The organism is Streptomyces sp. NPDC001568, from assembly GCF_042893755.1.
Lineage (GTDB): Bacteria > Actinomycetota > Actinomycetes > Streptomycetales > Streptomycetaceae > Streptomyces.
On the sequence record NZ_JBIAVF010000002.1, the window covers coordinates 18,847 to 44,876 of the forward strand.

The 26,030-nt window shown below is 72.9% G+C and carries 30 protein-coding genes and 1 pseudogene; 19 read left to right on the plus strand and 12 right to left on the minus strand.

The genetic code is table 11. The features are described 5' to 3' along the window. Genes ACFY0I_RS03095 through ACFY0I_RS03105 form a run of 3 tightly spaced genes read left to right on the plus strand, consistent with a single transcriptional unit; the run spans position 1 to position 3,139 of the window. Positions 1–834, plus strand: coding sequence for an alpha/beta fold hydrolase (locus tag ACFY0I_RS03095; protein ID WP_388889371.1), 834 nt, complete (start codon positions 1–3; stop codon positions 832–834). Continuing rightward, a complete protein-coding gene (locus ACFY0I_RS03100) occupies positions 831–2,066 on the plus strand; it encodes a glycosyltransferase (RefSeq protein ID WP_388889374.1) in 1,236 nt (411 codons plus the stop codon). Before ACFY0I_RS03095 ends, ACFY0I_RS03100 begins: the two co-directional genes overlap by 4 nt. Then, on the plus strand, positions 2,063–3,139 hold the full coding sequence (locus ACFY0I_RS03105; RefSeq protein ID WP_388889377.1) for a class I SAM-dependent methyltransferase: 1,077 nt from the start codon (positions 2,063–2,065) through the stop codon (positions 3,137–3,139). Before ACFY0I_RS03100 ends, ACFY0I_RS03105 begins: the two co-directional genes overlap by 4 nt. A gap of 152 nt (positions 3,140–3,291) precedes the next feature. On the opposite strand, the pseudogene ACFY0I_RS03110 reads toward ACFY0I_RS03105, so the two are convergent. After that, positions 3,292–3,977: pseudogene (locus ACFY0I_RS03110) on the minus strand (P1 family peptidase). Between the two features lie 343 nt (positions 3,978–4,320). Between ACFY0I_RS03110 and ACFY0I_RS03115 the strand changes: the two are divergent. Further along, entirely contained in the window at positions 4,321–5,199 is an 879-nt protein-coding gene (locus ACFY0I_RS03115; protein ID WP_388889380.1) for an oxygenase MpaB family protein, read from the plus strand. A 107-nt stretch (positions 5,200–5,306) separates the two neighbouring features. Here ACFY0I_RS03115 and ACFY0I_RS03120 read toward each other — a convergent pair whose 3' ends face one another. Then, positions 5,307–5,660 (minus strand): nuclear transport factor 2 family protein, encoded by a 354-nt coding sequence (locus tag ACFY0I_RS03120; RefSeq protein ID WP_388889383.1) that lies wholly within the window; start codon positions 5,658–5,660, stop codon positions 5,307–5,309. 70 nt (positions 5,661–5,730) lie between these two features. Between ACFY0I_RS03120 and ACFY0I_RS03125 the strand changes: the two genes are divergently transcribed. Then, on the plus strand, positions 5,731–6,603 hold the full coding sequence (locus tag ACFY0I_RS03125; RefSeq protein ID WP_388889385.1) for a LysR family transcriptional regulator: 873 nt from the start codon (positions 5,731–5,733) through the stop codon (positions 6,601–6,603). Positions 6,604–6,640: 37 nt separating this feature from the next. On the opposite strand, the gene ACFY0I_RS03130 is transcribed toward ACFY0I_RS03125, so the two are convergent. Together ACFY0I_RS03130 and ACFY0I_RS03135 are read right to left on the minus strand one after the other, a co-directional pair. After that, positions 6,641–7,777 (minus strand): phosphatidylserine/phosphatidylglycerophosphate/cardiolipin synthase family protein, encoded by a 1,137-nt coding sequence (locus ACFY0I_RS03130; protein ID WP_388890618.1) that lies wholly within the window; start codon positions 7,775–7,777, stop codon positions 6,641–6,643. A gap of 385 nt (positions 7,778–8,162) precedes the next feature. Then, entirely contained in the window at positions 8,163–8,663 is a 501-nt protein-coding gene (locus ACFY0I_RS03135) for a ricin-type beta-trefoil lectin domain protein (protein ID WP_388889387.1), read from the minus strand. Positions 8,664–8,937: 274 nt separating this feature from the next. On the opposite strand from ACFY0I_RS03135, the gene ACFY0I_RS03140 reads away from it, so the two are divergent. Further along, on the plus strand, positions 8,938–9,924 hold the full coding sequence (locus ACFY0I_RS03140; RefSeq protein WP_388889389.1) for a helix-turn-helix domain-containing protein: 987 nt from the start codon (positions 8,938–8,940) through the stop codon (positions 9,922–9,924). 40 nt (positions 9,925–9,964) lie between these two features. Here ACFY0I_RS03140 and ACFY0I_RS03145 read toward each other — a convergent pair whose 3' ends face one another. Beyond that, entirely contained in the window at positions 9,965–11,059 is a 1,095-nt protein-coding gene (locus ACFY0I_RS03145) for a DUF4185 domain-containing protein (RefSeq protein WP_388889392.1), read from the minus strand. Positions 11,060–11,404: 345 nt separating this feature from the next. On the opposite strand from ACFY0I_RS03145, the gene ACFY0I_RS03150 reads away from it, so the two are divergent. The 3 genes from ACFY0I_RS03150 to ACFY0I_RS03160 all read left to right on the plus strand — a co-directional run bounded on the left by ACFY0I_RS03150 (position 11,405) and on the right by ACFY0I_RS03160 (position 12,835). Continuing rightward, positions 11,405–11,620, plus strand: coding sequence for a DUF6243 family protein (locus ACFY0I_RS03150; protein ID WP_388889394.1), 216 nt, complete (start codon positions 11,405–11,407; stop codon positions 11,618–11,620). A gap of 263 nt (positions 11,621–11,883) precedes the next feature. Further along, complete coding sequence (locus ACFY0I_RS03155) at positions 11,884–12,327, plus strand: hypothetical protein (protein ID WP_388889396.1); 444 nt, start codon at positions 11,884–11,886, stop codon at positions 12,325–12,327. A gap of 64 nt (positions 12,328–12,391) precedes the next feature. Then, entirely contained in the window at positions 12,392–12,835 is a 444-nt protein-coding gene (locus tag ACFY0I_RS03160) for an STAS domain-containing protein (RefSeq protein ID WP_388889399.1), read from the plus strand. A 66-nt stretch (positions 12,836–12,901) separates the two neighbouring features. Here the strand turns inward: ACFY0I_RS03160 and ACFY0I_RS03165 are convergent, their stop codons facing one another. The 3 genes from ACFY0I_RS03165 to ACFY0I_RS03175 all read right to left on the minus strand — a co-directional run bounded on the left by ACFY0I_RS03165 (position 12,902) and on the right by ACFY0I_RS03175 (position 14,905). Further along, positions 12,902–13,930, minus strand: a complete 1,029-nt coding sequence (locus ACFY0I_RS03165; protein WP_388889402.1) for an iron-containing redox enzyme family protein — start codon at positions 13,928–13,930, stop codon at positions 12,902–12,904. After that, positions 13,930–14,127: a CDGSH iron-sulfur domain-containing protein gene (locus ACFY0I_RS03170; RefSeq protein ID WP_388890620.1), complete on the minus strand. Its 198-nt coding sequence runs from the start codon at positions 14,125–14,127 to the stop codon at positions 13,930–13,932. Before ACFY0I_RS03170 ends, ACFY0I_RS03165 begins: the two co-directional genes overlap by 1 nt. Positions 14,128–14,218: 91 nt before the next feature. Then, on the minus strand, positions 14,219–14,905 hold the full coding sequence (locus ACFY0I_RS03175) for a HemK2/MTQ2 family protein methyltransferase (protein WP_388889405.1): 687 nt from the start codon (positions 14,903–14,905) through the stop codon (positions 14,219–14,221). Positions 14,906–15,226: 321 nt separating this feature from the next. Here ACFY0I_RS03175 and ACFY0I_RS03180 point away from each other — a divergent pair, with 321 nt between their 5' ends. Further along, the gene (locus ACFY0I_RS03180; protein ID WP_388889408.1) at positions 15,227–16,381 is read left to right on the plus strand and encodes an aromatic acid exporter family protein; all 1,155 of its coding nucleotides are present in this window, start codon (positions 15,227–15,229) and stop codon (positions 16,379–16,381) included. A 40-nt stretch (positions 16,382–16,421) separates the two neighbouring features. Here the strand turns inward: ACFY0I_RS03180 and ACFY0I_RS03185 are convergent, their stop codons facing one another. Together ACFY0I_RS03185 and ACFY0I_RS03190 are read right to left on the minus strand one after the other, a co-directional pair. After that, on the minus strand, positions 16,422–16,802 hold the full coding sequence (locus ACFY0I_RS03185; protein WP_388889411.1) for a hypothetical protein: 381 nt from the start codon (positions 16,800–16,802) through the stop codon (positions 16,422–16,424). A 195-nt stretch (positions 16,803–16,997) separates the two neighbouring features. Next, the gene (locus ACFY0I_RS03190; protein WP_388889413.1) at positions 16,998–18,152 is read right to left on the minus strand and encodes a mechanosensitive ion channel family protein; all 1,155 of its coding nucleotides are present in this window, start codon (positions 18,150–18,152) and stop codon (positions 16,998–17,000) included. Positions 18,153–18,599: 447 nt separating this feature from the next. On the opposite strand from ACFY0I_RS03190, the gene ACFY0I_RS03195 reads away from it, so the two are divergent. From ACFY0I_RS03195 to ACFY0I_RS03205, 3 genes are all read left to right on the plus strand, one after another. Then, positions 18,600–19,058, plus strand: coding sequence for an SRPBCC family protein (locus tag ACFY0I_RS03195; protein ID WP_388889416.1), 459 nt, complete (start codon positions 18,600–18,602; stop codon positions 19,056–19,058). Next, positions 19,055–19,876, plus strand: a complete 822-nt coding sequence (locus ACFY0I_RS03200; RefSeq protein ID WP_388889418.1) for a DUF1206 domain-containing protein — start codon at positions 19,055–19,057, stop codon at positions 19,874–19,876. The genes ACFY0I_RS03195 and ACFY0I_RS03200 overlap by 4 nt, the downstream gene beginning before the upstream one ends. A 73-nt stretch (positions 19,877–19,949) precedes the next feature. After that, positions 19,950–20,831 carry a YihY/virulence factor BrkB family protein gene (locus ACFY0I_RS03205; RefSeq protein ID WP_388890623.1) on the plus strand — a complete coding sequence of 294 codons (882 nt, stop codon included), beginning with the start codon at positions 19,950–19,952 and terminating at the stop codon, positions 20,829–20,831. 4 nt (positions 20,832–20,835) lie between these two features. Here the strand turns inward: ACFY0I_RS03205 and ACFY0I_RS03210 are convergent, their stop codons facing one another. Next, positions 20,836–21,321 carry an ATP-binding protein gene (locus ACFY0I_RS03210; protein WP_388889420.1) on the minus strand — a complete coding sequence of 162 codons (486 nt, stop codon included), beginning with the start codon at positions 21,319–21,321 and terminating at the stop codon, positions 20,836–20,838. 252 nt (positions 21,322–21,573) lie between these two features. Here ACFY0I_RS03210 and ACFY0I_RS03215 point away from each other — a divergent pair, with 252 nt between their 5' ends. The 4 genes from ACFY0I_RS03215 to ACFY0I_RS03230 all read left to right on the plus strand — a co-directional run bounded on the left by ACFY0I_RS03215 (position 21,574) and on the right by ACFY0I_RS03230 (position 23,957). Beyond that, positions 21,574–22,617, plus strand: coding sequence for a YihY/virulence factor BrkB family protein (locus tag ACFY0I_RS03215; RefSeq protein WP_388889422.1), 1,044 nt, complete (start codon positions 21,574–21,576; stop codon positions 22,615–22,617). A 181-nt stretch (positions 22,618–22,798) separates the two neighbouring features. Then, entirely contained in the window at positions 22,799–23,215 is a 417-nt protein-coding gene (locus ACFY0I_RS03220; protein WP_388890626.1) for a phage holin family protein, read from the plus strand. Further along, a complete protein-coding gene (locus ACFY0I_RS03225; protein ID WP_388889424.1) occupies positions 23,212–23,694 on the plus strand; it encodes a DUF3618 domain-containing protein in 483 nt (160 codons plus the stop codon). Before ACFY0I_RS03220 ends, ACFY0I_RS03225 begins: the two co-directional genes overlap by 4 nt. Next, positions 23,691–23,957, plus strand: a complete 267-nt coding sequence (locus tag ACFY0I_RS03230; protein ID WP_388889427.1) for a DUF4235 domain-containing protein — start codon at positions 23,691–23,693, stop codon at positions 23,955–23,957. The genes ACFY0I_RS03225 and ACFY0I_RS03230 overlap by 4 nt, the downstream gene beginning before the upstream one ends. Positions 23,958–24,104: 147 nt before the next feature. Here the strand turns inward: ACFY0I_RS03230 and ACFY0I_RS03235 are convergent, their stop codons facing one another. Continuing rightward, positions 24,105–24,731 (minus strand): TIGR03086 family metal-binding protein, encoded by a 627-nt coding sequence (locus tag ACFY0I_RS03235; RefSeq protein WP_388889430.1) that lies wholly within the window; start codon positions 24,729–24,731, stop codon positions 24,105–24,107. A gap of 62 nt (positions 24,732–24,793) precedes the next feature. Here ACFY0I_RS03235 and ACFY0I_RS03240 point away from each other — a divergent pair, with 62 nt between their 5' ends. Both ACFY0I_RS03240 and ACFY0I_RS03245 read left to right on the plus strand, forming a co-directional pair. Then, on the plus strand, positions 24,794–25,639 hold the full coding sequence (locus tag ACFY0I_RS03240) for a DUF6597 domain-containing transcriptional factor (RefSeq protein WP_388889433.1): 846 nt from the start codon (positions 24,794–24,796) through the stop codon (positions 25,637–25,639). A 108-nt stretch (positions 25,640–25,747) separates the two neighbouring features. Then, entirely contained in the window at positions 25,748–26,020 is a 273-nt protein-coding gene (locus ACFY0I_RS03245; RefSeq protein WP_388889435.1) for a DUF4404 family protein, read from the plus strand. Positions 26,021–26,030: the final 10 nt, after the last annotated feature.

Sequence of the window (26,030 nt, forward strand, 5' to 3'; positions counted from 1 at the left end):
ATGGCGATCGTCGACACCGGTGACGTCCGGCTGCACGTCCAGCGCCTGCCCGCCCGCCCCACGGCCACGGGGCCTGCCGCCGGCGCCACCGTCGTACTGCTCCACGGCCTGCTCACCGACAGCCTGGCCAGCTACTACTTCACCGTCGCCCCGGCGTTCGCCGCGGCCGGTCTGGACGTCGTCATGTACGACCACCGCGGCCACGGCCGCAGCGGCCGGCCGCAGCGCGGATACACGCTCGGGGCGTTCGTCGACGACCTGGACGCGCTCCTGGACCGGCTCGACGTACGGACCCCGGTGCACCTGGTGGGCAACTCGTACGGCGGGACGGTCGCGTTCGGCCAGGCCCTGCGTCGGCCGGAGCGGGTCGCCGGCATGGTGGTGATCGAGTCGGAGCCGGCCACCGCGTCCTGGGCGGTCAAGCTCGCCGGGCTGCTGGAACGGGTCCGCCACGAGATGGACGTGAACGAGGACGCGGCCCTCGACTGGATCGCCGCCCACCACGGCGGCCACACCGCCCGGTTGGCGAAGTCCGCCGGACGGCTCGTGCGCGACACCACCCTCGCCCGGGACATCCCGGCGAGCGCGGTTCTGGGTGACGATGACATCCGGGCGATCCGTTGCCCGGTCCTCGCCGTGTACGGCGCCGATTCCGACCTGGCCGCGCAGGCACCCCGCATGCGGGCGCTGCTCCCGCACTGCACGACCGAGTTGCTGCCCGGCCACCGGCATTCGGTCCTGGTGGAGGCGCCCGGCCGGGTACGGGATCTCGTGCTGGACTGGGTCGGCCGGCATTCCCGCCCGGCCGTCGGCCCCGGGGTGCGTGCCCGGTGAGCCGCTTCCTGTTCGTGGTGCCGCCGCTGGTCGGGCACATCAACCCGGCCGTGGGGGTCGCCGCCGCGCTCGTCTCCCAGGGCCACCGGGTGGCGTGGGCCGGCGAGCCCGCCCTCGTACGCCGGCTCGCGGGACCGGACGCCGTCGTGCATCCCTGCCCGCCTCCCGGTGCGGGCCGGGGGCCGGAAGGGGAGCCGCCCGTCGCCCGGCCCGCGGAGATCCGCGGGCCGGAGGCACTGCGGTTCCTGTGGGAGCGTTTCCTCGTACCGCTCGCCGAGGCGATGGCCCCGGGGGTGCGGCAGGCGATCGCGTCCTTCCGGCCCGACGTGGTCGTCGCCGACCAGCAGGCCCTGGCCGGCGCCCTCGTCGCCGAGGACCTGCGGCTGCCGTGGGCCACCTCGGCGACGACCTCGGCCGAGTTCACGGACGTCCTGGCGGCCATGCCCCGGGTCGCCGCCTGGAACGAGACCCTGCTGCGCGCTCTGCGCTCCCGGATCGGTGATCCGGCGGGGAGCGGCGACCCCCGCTTCTCCCCGCACCTCGTTCTCGCCTTCAGCACGCCGGAGCTGGCGGGTCCGGCCGTGCGGGGCGGCGACCGGGTGCGCTGGGTCGGCCCGTCGCTGACCGCCCGCCCCTCCGCTCCCTTCCCCTGGGAGCGGCTCGATCCGGGACGTTCGCTGGTCCTGGTCACCCTGGGGACCGCGAACACCGATGCGGGGGCGCGGTTCCTGGAGCGGTCGGCCGAGGCGTTGCGGGCCCGGGCCGACCGGGTACAGGCCGTCGTCGTCGACCCGGAGGGCACGCTCGGGTCCGGGTCCGGGGCCGCATCCGGGTACGGGTCCGGATCGGGTCCTGCGGACCGGGACGTCATCGCCCTGCCGGTGGTCCCCCAGTTGGAGCTGGTGGCCCGCGCCGACGCCGTCATCTGCCACGCGGGGCACAACACCGTGTGCGAAGCCCTGTGGCACGGCGTCCCCCTGGTGGTCGCGCCCATCCGCGACGACCAGCCGGTGATCGCCGGGCAGGTGGCCGACGCCGGGGCCGGCGTACGGATCCGCTTCGCGCGGGCCGGGGCGGACAGCATCGGAGCGGCCGTCGACACCGTCCTGCGGGACCCGCGCCCCCGCGCCGCGGCCCGTACGATCGCGCGGGCCTTCCGCAGCGCCGGCGGCGCCCCGGCGGCCGCCCGTCACCTGGAACGACTCGCCGACGGCCGGAAGGACGAGACATGAGCTCCGCATCGCGCAAGGCCCGTACGCTCCGGGTGGCCGAGCTGCGCGCCGCCTACCGCAAGGAACTCGCGGACGGCACCGAGGTGTTCTTCGAGCCGCGTGCCCACCGGTGTCCCTGGTGCGGTTCGGCCCGGCTGGGTGGGCACCTGCGCACCACCGACCTGTTCCAGCACAAGCCGGGTGACTTCGCCCTCGACCGCTGCCACGACTGCGGGCACCTCTTCCAGAACCCGCGGCTGAACGAACGCGGGCTCGCCTTCTACTACCGCGACTTCTACGACGGCCTCGGTGAGGAGCGGCTCGGCGGCGTGTTCGGCGGCCGTACCGGGTCCTACCGGTCCAGGGCGCTGTCCGTACGGCCGCACCTCGCGGGGGCGGCCGAGTGGCTGGACGTCGGCACCGGCCACGGCCACTTCTGCGAGAGCGCCCGCGCCGTGCTCCCCGCGGTGACCTTCGACGGGCTCGACCGTTCCGACGGCGCGGAGCTCGCCGAGCGGGCCGGTCGGGTACGCCTGGGGCGCAGGGGGTCGTTCCCCGAGCTGGCCGACCGGCTGCCCGGCTCGTACGACGTCGTGAGCATGTTCCACTACCTGGAGCACTGCGACGCGCCGCAGCGCGAACTGACGGCCGCCCGCGCCGTGTTGCGGCCGGGTGGTCTGCTGGTGATCGACGTGCCGGATCCCGAGAGCCGGTTCGCGCGATTGCTGGGCCGCTGGTGGCTGCCCTGGCTGCAGCCGCAGCACCTGCACCTCGTGCCGGTGGCCAACCTGCGCCTGCGGCTCGTGGAGAGCGGTTTCACGGTTCTTGCGGAGGAACACACGCAGGCGCACGACCCGGTCGACCTGGTGGCCGCCGCGTGGGTGGCGCTGGACGCGGTCGCCCCGCGCGAGGACCTGCCGTGGCTGTCCCCGCCGCCCGGGGCCTGGCGTCGGGCGCTGCGTACGGCCGTGCTCCTCGCCGGGGTGCCGCTGCTGCTGGCGGCGACCGCCCTGGACCGGTTGGTCGCGGGCCCGCTGGCGGGCCGGCTACGGCTGACGAACGCGTACCGACTGATCGCCAGGCGCGAGGAGTAGCCCCGGCGGCCACCCCCGGGGGTCCGCCGATCCCCCCGCTCCGGGCGGCCCGGGGCATCCTGCTCGCCCATCTCGCCCGATGGCGGCGGGGCCGCCCGAGGCGAACGGACCGTGGAACCGCGGCCCTGGCCCGGTGAGGGCTCGCCGCGCCTTCATCCGGTCGGCGGTACGTACAGGTCACGGTAGGAGGGGAAGCGGCCCCCCGGGCCGTCGTGGCCCTGCGCCGCGCGCACCGCGCGGACGATGGCGAGCGTCACCGCGTCCGCGGCAGCCGCCAGGACCGTGTTCATGACGGCGACGTCGGGGATCTCCACTTCGCCCGTGGCCAGGGCGAACGCCGTGTCCCCGTCGTTCATCAGGTGCACCGGCCGGATCGCCCGGGCGAAACGGCCGTGCGAGCCGCCGACTCCACCGCCGCGCGCCCGAGCGCCGCGTCGGATCGGGCTCGGAAATCCCCTCCGCGACCCAGATCGAAGATCGCCGCGCCGGGCACGACCGGCACCACCTGCCCGACGCCCGGCCCGACGCGGTGGCCGCGGTCCTGTTCCTCCAGCCAGCCGACCACTCCGTGCACGGCCACCAGTCCGTACGCACTCCCACCGGTCAGGACCACCGCCTCGATCCGCTGTACGAGGTTGCGCGGATCCAACGCGTCCGTCTCGTGCGTTCCGGGCCCGCCCCCGCGCACGTCCACCCCGGCCACGGCGCCGCCGCTCGGCGCCGGCACCACGGTCGTCCCCGACAAGGCACCACGGCCCGCCAGCTGCGCGTGGCCCACCCTGATGCCGCGCACCCTCGTTATCGCGTCCGCCCCCGAGGTGGGCCCCTTGGCTTCCATACCCCCGGCATACCACCGGGCCGCGGTGCCGGGCGAGCCCTCTGGCCCGGTACGACGCCCGGCCGGACCCTCGGCGCCTCGCGCGGACCCGTCCTCGCACCCGGCACCGTCGCCCCGGGCCACTGCCGACGAATCTCTCCTGCGGCCGTCATGGATTTTCATGCGTCCGGCAGTGAGGTGGTCGCTGCCGAACGGAACAGGGCAGGTTCCACCGGCTCGGCCCATCCACCCCCGCACCCGGGCCGGGTCGTGAGGCGTCGGGGTCGCGGGCCGGGGCTCACGGGTCGGGGCTCACGGGTCGGACCGCATGCAAAGGGCGCGGGTGTGGAGGCACCATGGGGGCATGAACACGTCCGCGCCCCCGGTCCGCACCTTGCGGGAGCGGATCGGCGCGGGGCTGTTCGGCCGGGTGGCCGGCCCCTCCGGCCCCGCCACCCGCGCCCGCATCCACGGCACTCCCGGCCCGCGCTGGTTCGGGCCCGATCGGCCCATCCGTACCGTGCACGGCGACGCCTCGATGTTCATCGGAGGCCTGAGCGCACTGCTCCTCCAGTCGCTGCACCCGCTGGCGATGGCCGCCGTCGCGGCCCATTCGGGGTTCCGCGGCGATCCCTGGGGCCGCCTCCAGCGCACCAGCACCTTCCTCGCCGTCACCACCTACGGCACCGCCCGCGACGCCGAGGACGCCGTGGCACGGGTTCGTGCCGTGCACGAACGCGTGCGCGGCACGACGTCCTCCGGCGAGCGGTACCACGCCGCCGACCCGCATCTCCTGGGGTGGGTGCACGTGGCGGAGGTGGACAGCTTCCTCCGCGCCCATCAGCGCTTCGGCGCCCATCCGTTGAGCGCGCAGGGCTGCGACGGCTACCTCGCCGACACGGCGCGCGTCGCCCGCGCACTCGGCGTGCCGGATCCTCCGTGCGATCGGGCGGAGCTGGCTGCCCGACTGACGGCGTACCGGTCCGAGCTGCGGGCGACCCCCGAGGCCCGGGAGGCGGCGCGTTTCATCCTGCGCGAGCCCCCGCTGCCGTGGCCCGTCAAACCGCCGTACGCCCTGCTGGCCGTGAACGCGGTCTCCCTCCTGCCGCTCTGGGCCCGCCTTCCCCTCGACCTCCCCTACGCCCCCCGCACCGAGCGGCTCTGCGTGCGCCCCACCGGCCACGCGCTGACGAAGGCCATCCGCTGGGCCATGGCTCCGCCACCCGGCCCGCCGAGCGGCTGAGCCGCCGAGCCGCTGAGCGCGCGGTCTCGCCCGGCGCGCACGGGCACGGCGTCGGGTCAGGACGGTCGTGGCCCCCGTCGACCGCGCCCGTGGACGGGCGCAGTCGGTCAACGGTCGAGGGTCGCGAGCATCTCCCGCGGGTCGAAGGTGACCCGGATCCTGGTGATCTTCCCGTTCTCCACGTGGCTCCAGTTCGCCGTGGGGGTGGGCTGCGCACCGCCGGTGTGCAGGTCGAACCAGGTGATCACGTCCGTGTCACTCGCCACCCGGGCGTGCACCTCGATCCGTTCCAGGATCCGGCGAAGGCCGCGCAGGCCGCCGAGGCAGTCATCGACGCCGGAGGCGCGGCCGAGCGTGCCGATGAACTCGACATCGTCGGCCAGGATTGCGCGCAGGGTGTCGAAGTCGCCGGCCTGCCAGGCGGAGAAATACGTCTCGGAGATCTGTGCCGGAGTCGTCATACGTCCATGGTGTCGACCGCACTGCCATCCGTCCAATAGATGATTCGGATGTTCAGTATCATCCTGAGTTATGGAACTCCATCAGCTTCGATACCTCGCTGCGGTGGTGGACGAGGGCACGTTCACGGCCGCGGCGGCGCGGCTGCATGTCAGCCAGTCCGGCATCAGCACCCAAGTGGGGAAGTTGGAAAAGGAGTTGGGGCAGCAACTCCTGGAACGCTCGGGTCGCAGGGTACGGCTGACCGCGGCGGGCGAGGCGGTGTTGCCGCTCGCCCGGGAGGCCTTGGCGACGCTCGACAGCATCGAGCACACGGCGGCTGAATTCGCGCAGGCCACTCGGGGGCGCGTCCGTCTGGGCATGATCACGGGCTGTTCGATCCCCGGCTTCCTCGATGCCGTCGCCGAGCTCGGGAGCGCCCACCCCGGCATCGTGTTGAGCTTGCACGAGGACGACTCACGGGCCCTGCGGTCCCAGGTGCTCACGCGGTCGCTCGACCTGGCCCTGGTCGCTTTCGCCGGGCGGGCCGAGCCCGAGTTGGACGTCAGCGTGATCATCGACGAGCCGATCGCCGTGGTGGTGCCCGAGGGGCACCGGCTCGGCCGGAAGCCGGTGCGGCTCGCCGACGTCCAGGAGGAGAAGGTGCTCTGCCTGCCGCACGGCACGGGCATCCGGGAGGCGTACGAGCGGTCGTGCCTTCAGGTGGGGATCGAACCGCGTGTGGACATCGAGGCCAGTTCCCCGCAGACACTGCTCGGGCTGGCCCGACGTGGGGCCGGGGTCGCCGTCCTGAGCCCGTCCTCGGGGGCCGAGGAGGGCATGCGCCCGCTGGTGATCGCGGACGCCGCGACGCAGGCCTGCCTCGGCCTGGCCATCCGTCCGGACCTGCGCTCCCCCGCCGCCCGTCTGACGTTGGCGCGACTGCGCGCCGCGCTCGTTCCCTGAACCCGCTCCCCCGGAGGAGGAGCGGGCGCTTTGAGCGTCAGAGGAAGCGGCGTATGGGCGCGACGGCCAGTTCGCGCAGCCGCTGGGCCGGGGTGCGACGGCTCCAGCGTTCCTCGTCGATTCGCTCGCTGACCTGCAGGTCCTCGTCGAAGTGACCGTCGAGGGTGGCCGTGAACTCCTCGTCCAGGACCGCGAGCATGACCTCTTCGTCGTGGTCCAGGGAGCGGCGGTTGAAGTTGGTGGAGCCGGTCAGCGCGACGATCCGGTCGACGGTGATGACCTTGGCGTGCATCATCGTCGGCTGGTACTGGAAGATCTTCACTCCGGCGGCGAGCAGGTCGGCGTAGAAGTGCTGACCGGCCAACTGGCACACGCGCTTGTCCGTATGGGGGCCGGGCAGCAGGATCTCGACCTCGACTCCGCGCCGGGCGGCCGCGCAGAGGAGTTCGATGAAGTAGGCGTCGGGGGCGAAGTAGGCGGTCGCGAGGCGGAAGCGGTGTTGGGCGGACTCGATGGCGACGCGCATCAGCGTCTGCATGTCCTGCCAGCCGAAACTGGCCGAGCCGCGGACCACCTGCACGACCGCGTCGCCGCACGACTTGTGCTCGGTGAAGCGGTCCCGGTCGTCGAAGAGGGTGTCGTGGCACTCGGCCCAGTTCTGGGCGAAGGCCGCGGCGATCCCGTCCACGGCCGGCCCCCGCACCTGAACGTGGGTGTCGCGCCATTCGTCCGCGTTCCGTGCGTTGCCGCACCATTCCTCGGCGATGCCGACGCCGCCGGTGAAGGCCGTCTCCTCGTCGACCACCAGCACCTTGCGGTGGCAGCGGTGGTTCTGCTTGAGCGGGGAGAGGTGGAGCGGCTTGCGGAACCAGGTCACCTCCGCCCCGGCGTCCTCCATCAGCTTCAGCAGATCCTGTTCGATCAGGCGGCTGCCGAACCCGTCCAGCAACAGGCGCACCCGAACACCGCTACGGGCCCGGTCCGCCAGGGCCTCGGCGAAGCGGCGGGCTATCTCCCCGCGCCAGTACACGAACGTCATCATGTCGACGGTGTGCTCGGCGGCGCTGATGGCGGCGAGCATCCCGTCGAAGATCTCGTCCCCGTTGCGCAGTACGACGAGGGAGTTGCCTTCGGTGGCGGCGATGCCGATCAGTCTTTCGAGGCGGCGCCGCATCCGCTGCTTCGCGTCGCCCGACCCCGGGGCGGGCGCGGCCGACACTCCTGCTCCTTCCGATGCGCTACATGTACTCGTCATCACTCCACCTCACCGATCACCGGACTCGAACGCCCGAACGTCTGTCCGGCGCAGGGGCGAGCCGACTGTACACACATCACGGCGAACGGGTGGCCTCGTCCGCCGCACCGGGTGGCGCCCGACCGTATCCGTCAGCCGAAACACCGTCCCGCTCTTCGCGTCGGACGGTGGCGGGCCATCCGCGGGCCATCGGTGGACGCGCCGTGGCGGCGCTTCGGAGCCACGGGCTCCTCGGCGCCGCCACGGGTGTGGTGCGGTTGTCAGGGCGCTGCGGGTTGTCAGGGCGCTGCCGGGACGGCCGGCGTCAGCGCCAGGACTGCTGCGGCGAACCGTTGCAGTCCCACAGCTGGACCTTCCCGCCGTTGCGGTTCTGGTTGGTGTCGTGGTCCAGGCACTTGCCGTTGTACTTCAGCCGGATCGAGTTGTCGGCGCCGCGGTACCAGGACTGCTGCGGCTGACCGTTGCAGTTCCACAGTTGGACGACGGCGCCGTTGTTGTTGATGGTGTTGGTGTCGGCGTCCAGGCACTTGCCGTTGAAGTCGACCTTCAGCTCCCCCGACGCGTGCAGGACCCAGCGCTGGTTCGCCGCGTGGTTGCAGTCCCACACCTGCGCCCGGGCCGGGTTGTTGTTGATGGTGTTGGTGTCGGCGTCCAGGCAGCGGTTGCTGAGCTGGACCTTGTAGACCACCCCGGCGGCTGCCGCCGCCCGGGCGGCGCCGACGGCGCTCTCGGTGGTGGCGAGGGGGACGAGCGTGAGCGCGAAGCCGACCGACAGGTTCCTGACCGTACGGGAGTCGAAACGCATTCCTGGTGCACCTTTCGAGGAAGAGCGGGCCGGCAGCGGACACACCCCTGCCGCACGGAGACCGGGAGGGGGAGCCGCCTGGTCACCACGTGGGGGTGAACCGCCGACGGAATGCTCCGAGTTTGTGGCGGTTCACATCGAGCCGCAACCTTGTCCCGGTTGCTTCACCTATGTCGGGATCCCTACCCTTCTGACCTGCGGGGACGGGCGCATCCCGGGACGCGGCGCGCCGCCCGGGACGCTTCTGCGACGTTGCGATGGGGAGACGGTACGGATGAGCCACCTCGACGGCGTGCACGCGCGCGCCACCGCCGCCCGGCAACTCGGAGGTGCGCTGCGCGGGTTGCAGCGGACGTCCGGGATGACGCTGCGGGACCTCGAACAGCGGGTGCTGATCAGCGATTCCTCCCTGTCCCGGTACTTCCGCGGCGCCACGGTGCCGCCCTGGGCCGTGGTGCGCGACATCTGCCGGGCCCTGGGGGCCGATCCCCTCGCGTACCGCGGCCTGTGGGAGGCGGCGGACGGCGGCCAGCACCGGCCCGGGGCGGCGCCGGCGACCCTGCCCGCCCCGGCCGACCCGTCGGTCGCGACGGTCCCGGCCGGCGTCCCGGTCGGTCGCGCGGGGGAATCGCCTGCCGGTCCGGACAAGGGGCGGACCGTACCCGCGCCCTCTCCTTCGCCCGACGCCGGATCGGGACCCTCGCCGGCAGCCTCGGACACCGACGTCGTGCCCGCGCTCGTACCCCTTCACGGGTCGGCCCCCGAACCCGGTGACGCCGACCCCGCACCGCCGGGCCGATCCACCGTCGCGGCGCGGATGCGGTGGGCGGCGGGCGGGCTGCTGGCCGGCATCGCTCTGGGCTCGGTCGTCACGTTCCTGCTGCTTCCGCCGGCGGAGCCCGAGTCCGCTCTGCGGGTGTTCCGCAACAAGGCCGGCAACGCCTGCCTGGACGACAGCATCGAGGGACTGCGGATGTGGCCCTGCAACGGGCTGCACTACCAGGAATGGGAGTTCCGCCCCTATGACGGGGACCCCGGCGCGCTGCGCAACCGGGCGACCGGCGCCTGCCTCGACAACAGCGGCGCCGCTCCCCGTGCCCGTTCGTGCGACAAGTCCACCCATCAGGGCTGGACGGTCGTCGGTCGCGCCGACGGTTCGGTGCAGGTCCGCAACCTGGCCACCGGAACCTGCCTGACGGGCGGCTCCGGCGCCCTGTCCGTCCGGACCTGCGACGGCTCCGACCCGCAACGCTGGACCTGACGCGGCGCCGGCGCGCAACCCGCTCGTCCGGGCCACGGGGTCAGGACGCCGCTGGTGCGCCGAGCCCCCGGACCCGGAACTGCATCACGCGGTACGGCCAGCCCGCGGGGCCGGTCCGCCACTGGCTGACCGTCAGGTGCAGGTCGTCCAGGCTCGAGCCGGGGATCAGGTAGCCGCCGTACGGTTGTGCCGCGTGCGTGTCGTCCTCCTGTCCCCAGGGCGCATCGCGGATCAGGGTGTGCCGGTGGGCCCGGGTCAGGTCCGCGGTCGGCCGGTCCACGACGAGGGCCTCGATGCGGGCGTCGGCGGCGTTGAAGCAGACCAGCAGCCAGTACCCGTCCAGTCGCCGCAGGCACAGCTCACCGAAGCCCCCCTCCAGGACCGGTGTCGGCGCGTTCCCCCAGGCCCAGGCCCCTTCGCGGTACCCCCACGGCTCGTAGGCGGCGGGGTCCGTCAGGGCGTTCGAGCGCACCCGGTGCAGAAGGACCGGGCCGTTCCGGCCGAAGCCCGTCGAGTACGCGTAGACGTAGCCGTCCGCCCCCAGCGCCCAGGTCAGGAGCTGGAACAGTCCGCCGTGCGCGTTCCCGGGGAACCGGGCGCCGGTGTGCCGCCAGGTCGAACCCGAGTCGTCCGAGCGCCAGATCTCGCTCCACAGCACACTCCCCCACCCGCGGTGCACGGTGACGTGCAGGAACAGGATCCCGTCGACGAGGAGCACGTCGGACGGCAGCACGGTGGTGAAGATCGGGTTCTCGTGGTCGTACGCCCAGAGCTGGCGCGCATGCTGCCCACCGACGGCCCCGCTCCAGACGACGCCCTCGTCGAGGCGTGTGGTGGCGGAGTACAGGCCGACGGGCGAACGCCACCAACCGCCGCCGACCCGGGCCTCCTCGAAGGTGTCGCCGAAGACGAAGAGGATCCGGCCGTCCGGCACCCGGACGGGGATGCCGAGGTCGGTGGCCTCCATACGGAACCGGGTCGTCAGACCGGGGCCCGTCAGGTCCCGGACCTTCGTGACCAGGAGGGGGCCTGCCCGGTGCGCCCGGTCGCCCGCGCGACCGGATCCGCTCGCCGTCCCGCCTCCGATCCTGCCGTCGCCGGGATCCGCCGCGACCGAGGCCGGACCCAGGGCCAAGGCGGCAGCCGCCCTCAAGAACGTCGCCCGACGCAGTCCCGATCCCCGTCCCACTGTCACGCTCCCCCAACGGATCCGGGACGACCCGCGTCACGGCTCGACGGGGCCGCGGTCATCCTCGCGGGACGGCTCGGGCCGGGCGGGCGAACCGGGACCCGGCCTACCGGGCGGATTTCGCTTGGCGCGCGGGGCCGAGGGGACCGGGTAATCTCTTTGTCATGTTCTTCCAAAACCCGATCTACGAGTGAGAGCGTGATGGGCCCCTGCTGACGCCCCTCGACGTCGCCGCGCCCGTCCCCCACCGATGAATCCGTAGAGCACTTCACAGCACCACCGGGAGAACCCGTGACCGACAGCAAGAACATCAACAACCCCGTGGGCCAGGGCGGCGGCCAGCGCAAGAAGCTGTCCCGCGCCGAACGGCAGAACAACGGTCCGCACCGCAACCTCGACCGCAAGAACGCCGCCGACCAGAAGGCGGAGCTGGTGCGCAAGATGCGCGAGAAGGCGGGCGTCGCCGAGGGCGCCGAGCGGACCGGGGACGACGCCGCACAGAGCTGACGCACCGCCGCCCAAGCGGCACCGCACGGAGCAAGCAGGGCCCGAACCTCGCCGGCGCGAGGTTCGGGCCCTGCTGCCGTACGGGGGCGGGCCGCCCGATCGGGGTGACCGCTGCCCTGCCGGACGCGGCCCGGTGCCGCCCTCGCGCGTCCCCGGCGGCCTCGATTCCTGAGCGGGCCCCGGTTCCGCTTGGCGGTGCACAGCAGGGGTAGGCGCCAGCCGTGTCCGGCCCCCCACCGGGCACGGATCAAAGGAGCGACTTCATGATCCTCATCCTCGGACTCATCATTCTGATCGTCGCCGCCATCGTCGGTCTGATCGGAATCTTCGGCAATTTCGGGGCAGGGCACGGGCTCGAAGCCGGCGGTGACTTCTCGATCCTCGGTTACCACGCCACCGGCTCGACCGGATCCCTGTTCCTGATCGGAATCATCGTGGGAGCCGCGGCACTGCTGGGCCTGGCTCTGGTGATGGTCGGTGCCCGCCGTTCGGCCCGCCGTTCCGCGCGCGCCCGTCGGGAGCTCGGCGCTTCCCGGCGTGAGAGCGTCGTCGTCGACCGCGAGCGCGACGACCTGATCAAGCAGCGGGACGACGCCCGCGCCATGACCCCGAACGGCGACGACCTCCCGCCCGCAACCGGTGAACCGGTGGCCGAGGCGCCCCGTCGCCGGGGCCACTGGTTCGGCCATGGAGCGGCTCCCCGATGACGCCCGCCGATTCCGGCGGGCCCGTCCCCCGGTCCCGCACCGCGGTCGTGAGAGCCGGTGCACGATGAGATTTCCCTTCCGCTTCGGCTTCGGCTTCCGCTCCGGCCGGGCCGCGCGCCGTCGGCCCGCCAGGACCGGACGGCCGACCTTCCGGTCCTGGCAGGCCGCCGCGCTCGGGGGGACGGGCGTGACCCGGTTGCCGAGCCGTGGGGACGGCTCTCTGGTGCTCGTGCTGGCCGGGGAGTTCGACAGTGCGACGGTGGCGCCCTTGCGCAGGGCCCTGGCCGATGCCCAGGCCACCCCGGCACATCGCACGATCATCGACGTCTCCGGAATCGTCTACGCCGACTCCGGGCTGCTCCGCCTCCTCGTCCAAGCCCATCACCGGCTCCCCCGCTTCACGGTCGCGGGCCCGTTCCCCCCTCAGTTGCGCCGGCTCCTGGAGATCAGCGGGCTCGCGGGGATCCTGCGCTTCACGCCGGACGTCGAAGCGGCGCTCCGGGCGTGACGTCCCGGCGCGCCGCCGGGACGCTCATCGGACACCGCCGGGCGGGCGCGCACTGTTCGGGGGCGCTCAGTGCTCGGGCAGGGGCGTGCGCAGGGCGCTGCGTCCCCGATCCCATGCCGCACGGATGTGCTGCGCGAGGCGGTCCTCCAGGAACACCGTCGCCGCGCAGCCGAACGCGACGTCCGCCTCCAGTTCCGGTTCGGTTTCGAGGAGACCGCCGATGACCTCGTGGCGGACGACCTGCTCGTGGACCGCGTCGGCCTCCACGTGCTCGGCGTAGAAGTGCTCGGCGGCCGGTCCGGCCCCGCAGCGCCGCATGGCGTTCGCCAGGCGCCTGGATCCGGGCGACGAGGTGACCTCGACGCACGCGAAGTGGCCGACGAGGGCTCCGCGCAGCGCCCGGTGCAGGCCGAAGAGGGACATCAGGTTCACGGTGGCGAGGAGCGGGGCCGATCCCTGGTCCAGGTAGCGGCCGTAGGCGGGGTCCAGTCCCAGGTCGGTCATGAGCTCCGCGAAGAGCCGCGCGTGGACGCGGTCGGCCCGGCCGGCGCCGAACTCGTCGTACTCGATGGCCACCATGGCGGCCTTGGCCCGACCGGTGAGCCTGGGGATCACCCAGGCGTGGGGGTCGGCCTCCTTGAGGTGGTAGAGGGAGCGCAGGACCGCGTACTCGCGCAGCTGCCACAGTTCACCGTCGGTTTCGAGGTGGCGGCTGAGGCTGCCGGAGAGGTCGACGGGCTCGACGAGCAGGGGGGCGAAGGCTTCCTCGACCGACCGGGGGGCGTCGGTCAGCTCGGTGCGCAGGGCGTCCAGGAAGCGGGTTTCCATCTCGCGGCGCAGCCGCAACAGGTCCGGGTCCCACTCCCGGTCGTCGTCCACGCCGTCGAAGCCCCGGTAGTGCAGCTCGTAGAGGAGGTGGAGGGCGAGCTGGAGGTCATCACCCCACGGGTCCGCCTCTCGTACGGATCCGGGGGTGTGGACCGGGGCGCCGCCCGACCGGAGCGCCTCGATCACGGCCCGGGACAGCTCGCCCCGCCCCTCGACGAGACGGGGGCCGGGGGCGGTCGTCGTGGTGCCGGGGCCGGGAGGGGTCATCACGCGTTCCTGTCGTCGGGGGTCGCGGCGGCGCGCTCGCGGCGGCGGTGGCTGGTGTCGCACCAGGGGTACGTACGGCTGCGGCGGCAGGTACATACCGCGACCATGAAGCGGTCGGACCGGGCGACCGTCCCGTCGTCCAGGACGATCTCGACCGGGCCCTCGACCAGTACGGGGCCCTGCGGGTCCACCGACACCCGGCGGGCCCGCGCGTCCGGGGTGACCTGGTGTTCCTCGCGCGGGAGGGCGTCACCCGCAGGGTTGACGCCGGCGCCGCCCGGGGCGCTGTCAGAGGTACTGGGCACGGATCACCACCAGCTCTTCCCATTGCTCTGCCTCGGCCGCGAGGCCCTGCCGCTCCAGCCAGGCGCGCCGGGAGCACAGGACGGGGCCCCACGGCACGGTCGCCTTCGCCGTGATCTCGGCGGCCAGCCCGGTGCGGGCCAGCCGGTCGACGGTCTCCTGCGCCCCGCACATCGCGGAGTGGACCATCAGGAGGACGCCGCCGGGACGCAGCAGGTCCCGGGTCCCCGCGCAGATCCGGTCGATGACCCCGCGCCCGTCGAGGCCGGCGTCCCAGGCCCGCTCCGGACCGTGCGACGGCAGCGTGGCCTGCGGGGCCGGGACGTACGGCGGATTGCTGATCACCAGGTCGTAACGGTGTCCCGCGGTGCGTGCCTCGAAGTCGCCGTGCAGTACGCGCAGCGCGAGGCGCCGGCGCAGGGCGTTGAGCCGCGCCGTCGCCACCGCGGGCCAGGAGACGTCGACCGCGGTGACGCGCGCTCCCCTGCCCGCCGCGTGCAGGGCGAGCGCCCCGGTGCCGGTACCGATTTCCAGGACGTTCGTGCGGGGCCCCACGTCCTCGTGGGTGAGCGCCTCGGCGAGGAGTCGGGTGTCCGCCTGCGGCTGGTAGACCCCCGGAAGGGCCAGCAGACCGGTGGGGAGCGTGCCCAAGGGCAGAGCCGTACTGGACACCGCGTACCTCCGGATTCGAATGCGGCCCGCCGAGCGGGTCGCGGCGATGGACGACACCCTGCGACTGCCCTTCGGGGGACGCATCACCCCGTGCGCGTCGATCTTCGGAGGAACAGACGAACGGGCGGTTCGGCTTGCTCGATTCCCACGAACCCGGGGTGTCGTCGAAGCCGTCCGTCGCGTCGGAACGTGCGGTGGAGCACGCCCCACGCCCCCCGCCGTGAGGCCGATGGCGAGGGGGGTGGCCGCCCCGGCCGGGGACGTCTCCCCGACGTTTCCTTCCGGGCGCCGGGGCATACGGGCCCGAGGAGGTGGTCCGTCTTGCCCAAGTGGGTGGATGTGCGGGAACGAATGACGGCGGCGGCCATGGAGCGGGCGGGGTACGTACGGCGTGCGGTGCGCGCGGCGGGGAGCGAACGGGACGAACTGGTCCTCGGCGCCAAGACGGTGATCGCGGCGATGGCCGCCTGGGTGTTGGCGCGTTACCTGTTGCCACCGGCCGTCTCGACGTTCGCGCCGTTCACCGCGCTGCTGGCGTTGCAGGCGACCGTGTACCGCTCGGTGCGCGACTGCGTGCAATACCTGTTGGCGGTGGCGGCGGGGGCCACTCTCGCCGCCACCTTGGCGGCGGTCGCCGGCATCCACGGTTGGACGTTCGGCCTGCTCACGCTGCTCGCGCTGTGCGTCGGGAGGATCGAACGGTTCGGGCGGCAGGGCACCCAGGTCGCCATCGTCGGATTCTTCGCGTTCTCCTCCGGTCAGGGTCAGATCGGCTACATCGGCCACCTGGCCGGGTCCGTGGGCATCGGCGCGCTCTGCGGCCTCGCCGCCCACCTGGTTCTCGCTCCGGCCCGGCACGCGCGGCACCGGCAACAGGCCGTGGCGGACCTCTGCACCATGATGAGCGAGCGGTTGGACGACCTGGCCGACACCCTCGAAACGAGCGACCCCGATCGGGAGCGCCTGGACCGGTGGCGCCGTGACGGGCGCCTGTTGTCCGCCGAGTGCGAGCGCATCCGGCAGGGCATCGAGGCCGAGATCGAGAACGGTCACTTGAACCCGCGGCGCAGCATCGAGGGCGCGGACCGGGCCCTGATCCGCGCCCGGGAGGCGATCACCGTCGCGGAACGCGGTACGGATCATCTGCGCTCGATGACCCGCACCCTGCACCACGCCTTGGACGGCCGGGAGCTCAGCGGCCTTCCGACGTCCTTCCGGCCCGATTACGGCGCGGTGCTGCGCGCGCTGGCCTCCGCGATGAGGGAGATCGGCCGGACCTCCCCCACGGATCGGGACCGGCTCGACGAGAGGATCGACGAAGCGGCGGGGACACTGGACCTGGTCAACCGGCGGGAACGGACCGCCGCGGATGCCTCGCCGTCCGTCCACGCGTTGCAGGGCACGCTCCTCACGGACGCCGCGCGCCTGCTGGCCGATCTCCGCTCGGGGCGGCAGGCCCTCACCGGGGTGTCCTGAGCCTGGTGTTCGGCCGCTGCTCCCGGATCCAGCCGACCGGTCAGGAGCGGACGCGGAGTCCGATCTGCTGCTCCTGGTCGCCCGATACGCTGCCCGTGTCCTCGACCGTGAAGTGACCGGCGAGCGCCTCCTTCACCCGTTCCACCGCGCGGGGGCCTCCCTGGAGGGTGACGCTGACCGCGTCCGTGAGCCGAACGGGGGCTGCCCGCCCCTCCGCCGGCCGCGCCGCGTCGAGGGTCGCGCTCCACACGGTCGCGGTGCCACCGTCGCCCGCGGCGGAGCGTCCCGCGCCGGACTCACCGGACTCACCGGAGAAGGAGTGTTCGAGCAGGTCGAGGATGGTGTGCGCGTCCTGCGGAGAACAGTCGCCGACCGTCACGCCCACTTCGGCCGCCGGGTCGTCCTGGTCCTGGCTGTGCATCGGGTGCCACCTCTCTTTTACGGTGCCGTGCCCTGCTTCGCCGCTGAACGTGCGGCAGTGGCAGGGGTCCGGCCGGGCCGTGCGGCCCGGCCGGACCCCTGCCACTCACGTCGGGTTCGGCACCCGCTCCTGGGTCGGGCACTTCCACGCTCACACAGGGCTTCGCTCCGTGCATCACGTGGTGCGCGGAGGGCGTCAGCCCTTCCCGCCCTTCGCACCGCGCACGGCCGGCCCGTCGAACCGACTCTCGAACCGGCTCTCGAACCGACCGTCGGACCGTTCGCCGAACGGACCGGCGAGCGGTCCGGCGCCCGACTGCGGCGCCGGGGCGAAGGCCAGACGGGGCAGGGCGTCGGGGTGCTTCTCCGTGAGCCAGCCGATCAGCTGTTCCCGTACCGCGCAGCGCACCGTCCACAGGTCGTCGGCGTCCTTGGCCGTGACGATGGCGCGCACGACCATGGTGGAGGGGGTCGTCTCGGTGACGGCGACGTCCCACCCCCGGCCGTCCCACTCCGGGCAGTGGTTCAGGATCTCGTGCACCTTGTCGCGCATGAGGTCCACGGGGGCGGAGTGGTCGCAGTGGAAAAAGACGGTGCCGGTCATCTGGACACCGCCCCGGGACCAGTTCTCGAAGGGGCGGGTGGTGAAGTACGAGACGGGCATCGTGATCCGGCGCTCGTCCCAGGTCCGGACGGCGAGGAAGGTGAGGGTGACGTCCTCCACCACGCCCCATTCACCGGCCACCACGACCGTGTCCCCGATGCGGACCATGTCGCCGAAGGCGATCTGGAAGCCGGCGAACAGGTTGCCGAGGGTGGACTGGGCCGCGACGCCCGCCACGATTCCGATGATTCCGGCGGAGGCGAGCATCGAGGTGCCGAGTGCGCGGAAGCTCGGGAACGTGAGGAGCATCGCGGCGATCGCGACGACGGCCACCACGACCGTCACGACCCGCATGATGAGCGTCACCTGGGTGCGGACGCGGCGCACCCGGGCCGGGTCGCGGGTGCTGGTGGCGTAGCGGACGTAAGCCGACTCGACGACGGCGGAGGTCACGGCCACGATCAGCCAGGCGCCCGCGCCGATCAGGGTGAGCGAGAGGATCCGGCCCACGGTGGCGGCGTTGTCCTGCAGCGGCGGCCAGGCTATTTGCCGGTACGCGCCCCGGAGCAGGGCGGCGAGCAGCACGATCTGCAGGGAGCGGCGGCAGCGGCGCAGCAGGTTCCACAGGGGCGTTTCGGGGTGGCGCGCGTCGGCTCGGCGCAGCAGCAGGTCGACGGCCCAGCCGGCCACGAAGGTCAGCAGGAGCGAGCCCCCCAGGACGGTCAGCAGGCGAAGAGCGTTGTTCATATCTCCTCAGCGGTTGTAGGCGGCATGGACTCCCACGCGCTTGCCCCGCCGAGTGGAGCCGACACCGCGTCCGCCACCGACGGCACCACGGCACCGCGACGCGCGCGACGGGCCGGGGGCGGAGATCGGCGGGAATCTTTTTCCGGTGTCACGGTTTGGCCCCGCGGATCCGGGCCATACGGGTCAGTGTCGGCGAGTCACCGCTCGAGCGGGGCGGCGAGTCGCCGAGATCGGCGGTCGCACGCCGGTGTCCCATCCCCCCGGGCGCCGCGTGCGGCCGCCGTCCTGCGTTCCGGGCCCGTACGTCGCCGGTACGCCTGACCTGGGCCGCGGGCCCGGTCACCTGCGCATGCGGCGCAAGGCGGCGGGTAGCCGAGCCTTGAAAGGACCCTCAGCGCGACGGTCCGCACCACGGTGCGGGTCGCCCACGACACGGAAGGGGTGCGCATGTCGCACGTCGAGGAGTACGTCGAGGTCAACGTCCCCGTACGCACGGCCTACAACCAGTGGACGCAGTTCGACGCGTTCCCGGCCTTCATGGAAGGCGTCGAGCGGGTCGACCAGCACACCGACACCCTCACCCACTGGGTGACGAACGTGAACGGGGTGCATCGCGAGTTCGACGCGCAGATCACCGACCAGCTCCCGGACCGCCGCGTCACGTGGATGACGGTGGACGGTGAACCGCGCCAGGCGGGCATGGTCACCTTCCAACCGATCGACGCGACCACCACCAAGGTTGTCCTGCACATGACCTGGATGCCGGAGGGTCTGGCCGAGACCGCCGCCGACAAGCTCGGCGTCGTCAAGCGCCAGGTGGCCGGCGATCTGAAGAGGTTCAAGGTGTTCATCGAGTCGCGCGGAACCGAAACCGGCGCCTGGCGGGGCGAGGTCCGACCGGTATGAGAAACGCCACTGTGAACAAGGGCCTGCGTTCCGCCGCTCGCGGCGGGGGCGGCAGGGAAGTCACCGCGCGCTGCGGACTGGTGGCGCGCGGGGTGCTGTACGTGGTGATCGGGCTGCTGGCCCTGCGCGTGGCTTTCGGTGAAGGGGGCCAGGAAGCCGACCGTCAGGGCGCCCTCCAGGAACTCGCGGAGAAGCCCTTCGGCATCGTCCTCATCTGGGCCGTCGGCATCGGGCTCGTCGGAATGATGCTGTGGCGCCTGTCGGAGGCGGTGTTCGGCGCGGCCGGACCCGACGGCGGCAAGGCGACGAAGCGGCTGGCCTCGGCCGGCCGGACGGTCTTCTACGCCGTCGTCGCCTTCTCCGTGCTGTCGTTCGCGACGGGCCGCGGCGGAAGCTCCGGGGACCAGCAGTCACGCGATGTGACGGCCAAGGCGCTCGACCTCCCCGCCGGTCAGTGGCTGGTGGGCGCCGCGGGACTCGGCATAGCCGTCGCCGGCGTGGTCATCGCGGTACAGGCGGCCCGGCGCACGTTCCTCAAGCACCTTTCCATGGGCGGCGTGTCGCAGGGGGTGCGCAAGGCCGTCACCTTCGTCGGGGTGGCCGGTGGACTGGCCCGCGGCGCCGTGTTCGCGGCGGTCGGCGGCTTCATCGTGTACGCGGCGGTGCGCTACGACCCCGCGCAGGCGAAGGGCATGGACGACACGCTGAGGTCGTTCACCCAGACCGCGGCGGGGCCCTGGTTGCTGGTCGCGGTCGCCCTCGGGCTGATGCTCTTCGGGGTGTTCTCCTGGGCGATGGCCCGCTGGCGCGAGGTCTGATCCCGGGGCGGCGCGGGGGCGGTAGCGGACGCATGCGCGGGGCCCTGTCGGGCACCTGCGCAGCGTGACCGAGATCCCCCGCACCGCCCCGCGCCCCGTCGGCCGGCCCACCGCCGGCCTCGCGGCCCGCACCCGCGCCGAGCTGCGCCGCACGGCCGTCCGTGTCTGGAACGACAACCTCGCCGACCACGCGGCCGCCCTGACGTACTACGCGGTGCTCGCGCTGCTGCCCGCGCTCGCCATCGCGGTCTCCCTGGTGGGGCTGCTGGGTGGCTCGACGACGGACCGGCTGATCACCGAACTGACCTCCTACGCGCCGCCCCAGTCGGCGCAGGTGCTGCGCGACGCGCTCGGCGGTCTCCTGGCGGAGCGCTCATCGATGGTGGCCCTGTTGATCAGCGGTGTGGTGAGCTCGTTGTGGTCGGCGTGCAGCTATCTGGCGGTGTTCCGCCGCGCCCTGCACACCATGCACCGGGTACCCGAGACGCGGCCCCCGCTGCGGGCCGCCCACATGCTGGTCGTCAACGCGCTGTCGCTGCTGGTCCTGCTCGTCGCCGGCGCCGTCGGTCTGGTCGTCTCCGGACCGGTGGGTCGGTGGGTGGTGCAGGTCACGGGTGGGGACAGCCCGCACGTCATCGCGCTGTTGCGCTGGCCCGTGCTGCTGGTGGTCGTGACCTTCCTGGTGCTGATCCTCTTCCGGACCGGCCCGGCCCAGAGCCGGGGTACGCGGCGGGGCCTGCCCGGCGGCGTACTGGCGGCGCTGCTCTGGCTGGCCGCCTCGGGGCTCTTCACGCTCTACACGGAGCTGGGCACTTACGGCAGGCTCTACGGCTCGCTGGCCGGCATCGTGGTGTTCCTGGTCTGGCTCTGGTTCGCCAATCTGGCCCTGCTCACCGGAGCCCAGTTCAACGCCGAACGCGCGCGGACACCGCAAGCCCTGCGGCAGGCCGCCTGAGCCTTCACACGGCCGGGGCCGGGAACGCCGGGCCCCGGCCGCCGGCCAACCGGCGACCGTCGATCTCCGCCCAGACGACCTTGCCGCTGCCGTGGCGGTAGGAACCCCACCGGTCGGAGAGCACCTGCACGATGCGCAGGCCGTGGCCGCCGGGTACGCCCGGCCGGGGTACGGAACGGGGGCGGGGCGGCACCGCCGTACCGTCGACCACGTCGATGCGCAGGGCCTCTCCGGCCGTCAGGACGAGCTCGTGGCAGCCACCGGCGTGCAGGGTGGCGTTGGCGACCAGCTCGGAGACGACGAGCAGGGCGTCCTCGGCGCTCTCGTCGTGGTCCCACCCCCAGTCCCGCAGGGTCCGGCGGGTGAAGTCGCGGCCCTTGCCGACCGCGCCCCGGATGCTGCCCAGGGTGAGCCTGCGGCTCTGCCCCATGACCGGTACCGCCGCGCCCGGAGGTCCGCCCTTGGCTGCTCCCGTCGTGTTCACTGTCATCACCCCGACCGTTTGCGTTGCTGTGTGCGATGAGTTGCCGTGCGGTGCGGGGAAGCGGCTCCGTCCGCGGGCCGCCGGGCGGCCGCCGCGGGTGACCGTCGTCCCCGGACCGCGTATGCCCGCCTTGGCCGCCCGAACACCGTCTGCTTCACGGGTCTCCCCGTACGGGTGCATGACGGCGCCCGCGCGCCGCGCCACGTTCGGCGCGCCTCGGAGCGGCATGAGTGGCGTGATGGTGGACAGCCGCAAGGTATGACACGCATCTCGCAGACAGGTCGCGGTGGCGGACACGCGGACCGGGACACCCCTGGAAGTGACGGCGCCGGGCCCGGCGAGGAGATCGAGCGGCGGGCCCCCGACGAGCCGACCTCACTGCCGAAACGATCGTGGGGGGCGGTGCTGCGGGGGACGATCAAGGAGTTCACCGAGGACGAGCTGGCCGACCGCGCCGCGGCGCTGACGTACTACGGGGTGCTGGCGCTCTTCCCGGCCCTGCTGGTCCTGGTGTCCCTGCTGGGCATCGCCGGCGAGTCGACGACCCAGCAGGTGCTCGACAACGTGCAGCAGCTGGCCCCCGGTTCGGTCAACGACGTGCTCAGCGACGCGGTGCGGCAGTTGCAGGGTCGAAGCGGCGTCGGATCCCTCATGGCAGTGGTGGGTCTGGTCGTCGCGCTGTGGTCGGCGTCCGGTTACATCGCCGCGTTCATCCGCTCCTCGAACGCCGTTTACGACGTGCCCGAGGGGCGCCCGGTGTGGAAGGTCCTTCCGCTGCGCCTCGCGCTGACGGTGACGCTGATGGTCCTGGCCTGCGCCGCCGCGCTGATCGTGGTCTTCACCGGTGGTCTGGCCCGGCGGGCGGGCTCCGCGTTGGGCATCGGCGACACCGCGTTGACGGTGTGGTCGATCGCGAAGTGGCCGGTCCTGGTGCTGCTCGTCACGATCATGATCGCGCTCCTGTACTGGGCCGCGCCGAACGCCAAGGGCCGGGGCTTCCGGTGGGTGACCCCCGGCAGTTTCCTGGCGCTGGCGATCTGGATGCTCGCCTCGGCGGGCTTCGCGTTCTACGTCGCGAACTTCGCCTCCTACAACAAGACGTACGGCACGGTCGCGGGCATCATCGTCTTCCTCGTGTGGTTGTGGATCACCAACCTGGCCATCCTCCTGGGTCTCGAATTCGACGCGGAACTCGCCCGCCAGCGCGCCATCGCGGGCGGCCTGCCCGAGGACGAGGAGCCCTACGTAAGGCCGCGCGACACCGCAGCGTGGAGCGACGAGCAGCGCCGCCGCATGGAGTGATCGGCGAGCCGGCCGGCCATCGCACCCAGACCTGCCGGCCGGCGAGCGGATGGCCGCCCCGTTACCGGGTAGCCGCGTGATGGACGGGCACATGACGGAACGCACGACCCCGCGCCCCGCGAGCCGGTATCCGTCCGGCGGCACGAGCGGGGCCGGAACAAGTCGAGGACGAGGTGGACGAATCGTGACTACGACCGAACAGCGGGCACACGCCGCCGATCCGTCGGTGAGCGTGTTGGTCTCACGGGCTTCGCAACAGATCTCGGAACTGGTCCGGGAGGAAATGCGCCTGGCCCGGGCGGAGATGACGGAGAAGGGCAAGCGGTTCGGGACGGGCGGCGGCCTGTTCGGCGGGGCCGGCCTCCTCGGCGTCCTGGCGGCGCAGGCGTTGGTGGCGGCGGGTATCGCCGCGTTGGCCCTGGTGGTGCCCTGGTGGCTCTCCGCCCTGATCGTCGCCGTGGTGCTGGCCGCGACGGCGGCCGTTCTGGCCATGGCCGGCAAGAAGCAGATCGCGCGGGCCGTACCGGCCACGCCCGAGCAGACCATAGACAGCGTCAAGGCCGATGTGGCCGTGATCAGGGAGAAGGCACACCGATGACGAACGAGTACGACCGGGCGCAGCCCCACGTCGAGCCCACCGCCGCGCCCACCCCCGCCGAACTGCGGGAGCAGATCGCGCACACGCGCGACGAACTGGGGCAGACCGTCGAGGCGCTCGCGGCCAAGGCGGACGTGAAGGCTCAGGCGAAGGAGAAGACCGCGGCCGTGAAGCACGAAGCGGCGGAGAAGGCGGCACTCGTCACGGAGCAGATCCGGGAGAAGGCCGAACACGCCGCGGAGCTCGTGCGGGAGAAGACGCCCGACCCGATCCTGGACAAGGCCTCCCGGGCTGCCGCGCAGGTCCGCGAGACCACGGCGCGGGCGGGGCAGCTGGCGTCCGAGAAGACGCCCGACCCGATCCTCGAACGAGCCGGTCAGGCCGCGACCGCGGTGCGGGCCAATCGGAACCCGCTGCTCGCCGTCGGTGCGGTGCTCGTGGTGTTCCTGCTGATCCGCCGCGGCCGGGGTCGCAAGTGAACGCAGCCAAGATCGCTTACCGTCCGGTCGGGCTTGCCCTGGGCGCCGTCAGCGGCATGATCGCCGGCATGGCCTTCAAGCAGGCCTGGAAGCTGATCGAAGGGGAGGGCGACGCCCCCGACGCCATCGACGAGGACCGCAGCTGGCAGGAGATCCTGACCGCCGCCGCGATCCAGGGTGCGATCTTCGCGGTGGTCAAGGCCGCCGTCGACCGGTCGGGCGCGGTCGCGACGAGGCGCGTGACGGGAACCTGGCCGGGCTGACCCGCTGCGGCGCGGGGCGCCGGGGCGCAGGCGGGGACACGCGCACCAGGCGCATCCTGCCGGCGGCCCGGCGCCCAGCCGTTTCCGGCCCCGAACGTCGTCCGGCCGCCGGTGAGGCGCTGGGCCCGCTCCCCGGCGGCGGGCCGGTCAGGCGGTGGGCCCGCTCCCCCGGCCGGCCGCCTCGCCGGTCTTCGCGCGGGCTTCCCGGTCGGACGTCCAGTGCGGGTCCCGTCCCGTCGCCGCCAGCAGCCGCACGAAGGGGCTCGACCCGGGCGGCGCCGGGACGGGGTCCGCGAACATCTTCATCTGCCGGGCGGTGGGACCCATCTCCGTCACCAGCGCGTCCAGCGCGCGGACGCCGTCCTCGTCGGGCGTGAACTCCTGATCCGTCGCGCGGGCCAGGTCCCACACGTGCACGGTCAGATCGAGGAGCACCATCGACCCGACCGTCCGGGCCGGCAGGTTCATGGCGCCCGTGGTTCCCGTGTCGGCGCCCGGCACCGCCCACGCCTCGACGAGCCGCGCCGTCTCCACGTCGAAGCGGTCGCGCCAGCCCTCGTCCAAGTAGTGCGGGGTGTGCGTGAAGTCGGCCTCCTCGCGGGCCGCGAGCGCTCGGAAGCCGATCACCACGTGGAAGAGGTGGTCGAGCAGGGCGCCCACGTCGTACGTCTCGCACGGCGTCCGCGCGCCCAGCTGCCGGTCGTCCACGCCCCGGACCACGCGCGAGGCCCCGCCGGCGGCCGCTTCGAGCAGGTCACTGATCTTTTCGTTCATGGGGCGAGGCTAGGCACGGCAGTGGAACCACGGCTTGAAGGAACGCGACATACGATCGGTTCATGGCTCCTCCGCGCACCGACAGCCGTGGCATCATCGCCGCGCCCGACCTGTTCGCGCGGGTCCGGTTCCGGCGCCGGGAACCCGCCGAACCGCTGCGCCCGTACGTGGAGCACTACTGGCTGATCGACTGGGACCTGACGGAGCCGTACGCCGCGCACGTCGTCCCGCACCCCTGCGTGAACGTCGTCTTCCTGCGGGACGAGGAGAGCCGTGACGGCGGCGAGGTCGCGGGGGTGGGGCTGGGTCTCTTCACCCGCAAGCTCCGCGGGCGCGGGCGGGTGTGCGGAGCGCAGTTCCGGCCCGGCGGCTTCCGCCCGTTCCTTCCGGGCCGCTCGGTTTCGGAGTTGACCGGGCGGCGGTTGCCCCTGCCGACGGTGTACCCCGGCTCCACGACGGCGTCCGGCGCCGTCCTCGGGCCCGCCTCGGAGGATGCCCGGGTCGCCGCTTTCGACACCTTCCTCCTCTCCCTGTCCCCCGCCCCGGACCCGCAGGCGGAGCGCGCCATGGCCGTGGCCGACCTGGTGCGGCGGGACCGGTCGGTACGCCGCGTCGACGAACTCGCCGAGGCCGTCGGACTCTCCGTACGCTCGCTCCAGCGGCTGTTCTCCGGGTACCTGGGCGTCAGCCCGAAGTGGGCTATCCTGCGCTATCGCATCCACGAAGCACTGGAGCGCGCGGGAGCCGGTGGGGCGATCGACTGGGCGGCGCTCGCCGTGGAACTGGGCTACAGCGACCAGGCCCACCTCGTCCGCGACTTCACCACCCGGATCGGCGTGCCACCGACGGCGTACGCCCAGGCATTGACGGTGGTCCGACCCCCTGGACCGACCCTGTCCGGCGGCTGATCCGTACGGGGTCGGGCGCGCGTGCGGACCCCGCGACGGGGCATGCGAGCCGTAGCCGCCCCGGGGACAGCCCCCGTCGTACGGGCGGCGAGTGACGAGGGAGACACCGTGTCGGACCACGTGATGACGACGGACGAGCGACTGAAGGCCCTGCGCGCGGAACTCCTGGCCACGGGGCCCCACCTCCCCCCGCGGGAGCGTGATCACCTGGAGGCCCTGCTCGACAAGCTGGAGGCGGACCGGGAAGCGGACCGGGAGGCGGCCCACACGGGTGTGGGCGAGTCGCTGAACGAGAGCGCCGAGCGGTTCGAGGTGAAGCACCCCTCACTGTCGGCCGCCCTGCGCAACCTCGGCGTCAGTCTGGCCAACATCGGCATCTGAGCATCGCGGC

Coding starts and splice junctions, on each gene's coding strand:
- ACFY0I_RS03105 (WP_388889377.1), top strand. CDS start 2,063: ATGAGCTCCGCATCGCGCAAGGCCCGTACGCTCCGGGTGGCCGAGCTG.
- ACFY0I_RS03240 (WP_388889433.1), top strand. CDS start 24,794: ATGGCTCCTCCGCGCACCGACAGCCGTGGCATCATCGCCGCGCCCGAC.
- ACFY0I_RS03215 (WP_388889422.1), top strand. CDS start 21,574: ATGACACGCATCTCGCAGACAGGTCGCGGTGGCGGACACGCGGACCGG.
- ACFY0I_RS03160 (WP_388889399.1), top strand. CDS start 12,392: ATGAGATTTCCCTTCCGCTTCGGCTTCGGCTTCCGCTCCGGCCGGGCC.
- ACFY0I_RS03155 (WP_388889396.1), top strand. CDS start 11,884: ATGATCCTCATCCTCGGACTCATCATTCTGATCGTCGCCGCCATCGTC.
- ACFY0I_RS03210 (WP_388889420.1), bottom strand. CDS start 21,321: ATGACAGTGAACACGACGGGAGCAGCCAAGGGCGGACCTCCGGGCGCG.
- ACFY0I_RS03095 (WP_388889371.1), top strand. CDS start 1: ATGGCGATCGTCGACACCGGTGACGTCCGGCTGCACGTCCAGCGCCTG.
- ACFY0I_RS03235 (WP_388889430.1), bottom strand. CDS start 24,731: ATGAACGAAAAGATCAGTGACCTGCTCGAAGCGGCCGCCGGCGGGGCC.
- ACFY0I_RS03130 (WP_388890618.1), bottom strand. CDS start 7,777: ATGCGGCGCCGCCTCGAAAGACTGATCGGCATCGCCGCCACCGAAGGC.
- ACFY0I_RS03115 (WP_388889380.1), top strand. CDS start 4,321: ATGAACACGTCCGCGCCCCCGGTCCGCACCTTGCGGGAGCGGATCGGC.
- ACFY0I_RS03185 (WP_388889411.1), bottom strand. CDS start 16,802: ATGCACAGCCAGGACCAGGACGACCCGGCGGCCGAAGTGGGCGTGACG.
- ACFY0I_RS03125 (WP_388889385.1), top strand. CDS start 5,731: ATGGAACTCCATCAGCTTCGATACCTCGCTGCGGTGGTGGACGAGGGC.
- ACFY0I_RS03165 (WP_388889402.1), bottom strand. CDS start 13,930: ATGACCCCTCCCGGCCCCGGCACCACGACGACCGCCCCCGGCCCCCGT.
- ACFY0I_RS03140 (WP_388889389.1), top strand. CDS start 8,938: ATGAGCCACCTCGACGGCGTGCACGCGCGCGCCACCGCCGCCCGGCAA.
- ACFY0I_RS03135 (WP_388889387.1), bottom strand. CDS start 8,663: ATGCGTTTCGACTCCCGTACGGTCAGGAACCTGTCGGTCGGCTTCGCG.
- ACFY0I_RS03120 (WP_388889383.1), bottom strand. CDS start 5,660: ATGACGACTCCGGCACAGATCTCCGAGACGTATTTCTCCGCCTGGCAG.
- ACFY0I_RS03225 (WP_388889424.1), top strand. CDS start 23,212: ATGACGAACGAGTACGACCGGGCGCAGCCCCACGTCGAGCCCACCGCC.
- ACFY0I_RS03200 (WP_388889418.1), top strand. CDS start 19,055: ATGAGAAACGCCACTGTGAACAAGGGCCTGCGTTCCGCCGCTCGCGGC.
- ACFY0I_RS03190 (WP_388889413.1), bottom strand. CDS start 18,152: ATGAACAACGCTCTTCGCCTGCTGACCGTCCTGGGGGGCTCGCTCCTG.
- ACFY0I_RS03195 (WP_388889416.1), top strand. CDS start 18,600: ATGTCGCACGTCGAGGAGTACGTCGAGGTCAACGTCCCCGTACGCACG.